The organism is Micromonospora sp. NPDC005237 (assembly GCF_040607775.1).
Lineage (GTDB): Bacteria > Actinomycetota > Actinomycetes > Mycobacteriales > Micromonosporaceae > Micromonospora.
In genome coordinates, this window is the sequence record NZ_JBEXHJ010000026.1 from 1 (window position 1) to 3,227 (window position 3,227).

At 56.8% G+C, this 3,227-nt stretch carries 1 rRNA gene; it reads right to left on the reverse strand.

The window, feature by feature from the left end:
* Positions 1 to 2,986, reverse strand: a 23S ribosomal RNA gene (locus ABZT87_RS31330); the annotation flags it as partial.
* Positions 2,987 to 3,227: the final 241 nt, after the last annotated feature.

Below are 3,227 nucleotides of genomic sequence, written 5' to 3' on the forward strand. Positions count from 1 at the left end.
ATCTTGAAGCAGGCTTCCCGCTTAGATGCTTTCAGCGGTTATCCCTTCCGAACGTAGCTAACCAGCCGTGCCCCTGGCGGGACAACTGGCACACCAGAGGTTCGTCCGTCCCGGTCCTCTCGTACTAGGGACAGCCCTTCTCAAGTATCCTACGCGCACGGCGGATAGGGACCGAACTGTCTCACGACGTTCTAAACCCAGCTCGCGTACCGCTTTAATGGGCGAACAGCCCAACCCTTGGGACCTGCTACAGCCCCAGGATGCGACGAGCCGACATCGAGGTGCCAAACCATCCCGTCGATATGGACTCTTGGGGAAGATCAGCCTGTTATCCCCGGGGTACCTTTTATCCGTTGAGCGACACCGCTTCCACTCGCAAGTGCCGGATCACTAGTCCCGACTTTCGTCCCTGCTCGACCTGTCAGTCTCACAGTCAAGCTCCCTTGTGTACTTGCACTCAACACCTGATTGCCAACCAGGCTGAGGGAACCTTTGGGCGCCTCCGTTACCCTTTAGGAGGCAACCGCCCCAGTTAAACTACCCACCAGACACTGTCCCTGAACCGGATAACGGTCCGAAGTTAGATACCCAAATCAACCAGAGTGGTATTTCAAGATTGCCTCCACCCATACTGGCGTATGGACTTCACCGGCTCCCACCTATCCTACACAAGCTAATTCGAGTACCAATGTCAAGCTATAGTAAAGGTCCCGGGGTCTTTCCGTCCTGCCGCGCGTAACGAGCATCTTTACTCGTACTGCAATTTCGCCGGGCCTGTGGTTGAGACAGTGGGGAAGTCGTTACGCCATTCGTGCAGGTCGGAACTTACCCGACAAGGAATTTCGCTACCTTAGGATGGTTATAGTTACCACCGCCGTTTACTGGCGCTTAAGTTCTCCGCTTCGCCCCGAAGAGCTAACAGGTCCCCTTAACGTTCCAGCACCGGGCAGGCGTCAGTCCATATACATCGAATTACTTCTTCGCATGGACCTGTGTTTTTAGTAAACAGTCGCTTCCCCCTGCTCTCTGCGGCCATACAACGCTCCACCCGCGCGGGGCTTCACGTCTCCGGCCCCCCTTCTCCCTAAGTTACGGGGGCAATTTGCCGAGTTCCTTAACCACAGTTCGCCCGATCGCCTCGGTATTCTCTACCTGACCACCTGTGTCGGTTTGGGGTACGGGCCGCTAAGAACTCGCTAGAGGCTTTTCTCGGCAGCATAGGATCACTGACTTCACCTGAATCGGCTCGGCATCACGTCTCAGCCTTCATGTGTCGCGGATTTGCCTACGACACGGCCTACACGCTTACCCCGGCACAACCACCGGCCGGGCTCAGCTACCTTCCTGCGTCACCCCATCGCTTGACTACTACCCATCAGGTTCCCACGCTCCCTGCAATCAGTCCGAAGACATCACACAGTTCGGGTGGTTAGCACAACGAGGTTCATCAGGGACGCTCTTTCGCGGGTACGGGAATATCAACCCGTTGTCCATCGACTACGCCTCTCGGCCTCGCCTTAGGTCCCGACTCACCCAGGGCGGATTAGCCTGGCCCTGGAACCCTTGGTCATCCGGCGGAAGGGTTTCTCACCCTTCTTTCGCTACTCATGCCTGCATTCTCACTCGTGCCGCGTCCACAACTGGGTCACCCCGCTGCTTCACTCGCGGCACGACGCTCCCCTACCCATCCACACACCTGCACAAGGAATCAAGTCCAAGCGAGGTTAAAATGTGAATGCCACAGCTTCGGCGGTGTGCTTGAGCCCCGCTACATTGTCGGCGCGGAACCACTTGACCAGTGAGCTATTACGCACTCTTTAAAGGGTGGCTGCTTCTAAGCCAACCTCCTGGTTGTCTATGCGACCCCACATCCTTTTCCACTTAGCACACGCTTAGGGGCCTTAGCTGGTGATCTGGGCTGTTTCCCTCTCGACTACGAAGCTTATCCCCCGCAGTCTCACTGCCGCGCTCTCACTTACCGGCATTCGGAGTTTGGCTGGTTTCGGTAAGCTTGTGGGCCCCCTAGACCATCCAGTGCTCTACCTCCGGCAAGAAACACGCGACGCTGCACCTAAATGCATTTCGGGGAGAACCAGCTATCACGGAGTTTGATTGGCCTTTCACCCCTAACCACAGGTCATCCCCCAACTTTTCAACGTTGGTGGGTTCGGCCCTCCACGCGGTCTTACCCGCGCTTCAGCCTGCCCATGGCTAGATCACTCCGCTTCGGGTCTAGGACACGCGACTGAATCGCCCTATTCAGACTCGCTTTCGCTACGGCTCCCCCACACGGGTTAACCTCGCCACATGCCACTAACTCGCAGGCTCATTCTTCAAAAGGCACGCCGTCACCCCGCAAGGCTCCGACGGATTGTAGGCGAACGGTTTCAGGTACTATTTCACTCCCCTCCCGGGGTACTTTTCACCATTCCCTCACGGTACTCGTCCGCTATCGGTCACCAGGAAGTATTTAGGCTTACCAGGTGGTCCTGGCAGATTCACGGCAGATTTCAGGGGTCCGCCGCTACTCGGGAACACCCACAGAAGGTCAGCAACTTTCACCTACCGGACTTTCACCGTCTACGGTCAGCCATTCCAGACTGTTCGACTAGCCACTGACTTTGTAACTCCTCGAACAAGTGTCAGCTTGTTCAGTAGGGTCCCACAACCCCGACCACGCAACCCCTGACAGGTATCACACGCAGCCGGTTTAGCCTCAATCCGCTTTCGCTCGCCACTACTCACGGAATCACTATTTGTTTTCTCTTCCTACGGGTACTGAGATGTTTCACTTCCCCGCGTTCCCTCCACACACCCTATGTGTTCAGGTGTGGGTGACACCACATGACTGGTGCCAGGTTTCCCCATTCGGACACCCTGGGATCACAGCTTGGTTGACAGCTCCCCCAGGCCTATCGCGGCCTCCCACGTCCTTCATCGGCTCCTGGTGCCAAGGCATTCACCGTTCGCCCTTGACAACTTGACCACAAAGATGCTCGCGTCCACTGTGCAATTCTCAACAAACGACCAACCCACAACCCGATCCGCCCCACACCAAACCCGATCACCGATCGGCGGTATGTGAGGCCAGGCCATGCCTGGCAACCTCACGAACCCACAGGCTCGCTACGGCTCTGAAACAACAACACGACGGTTGTTCCTTCAGGACCCAACAGGGTGCTCACATTCCCCCCCAGCCGCACCAACAGCATCCGTTCCCACCAACC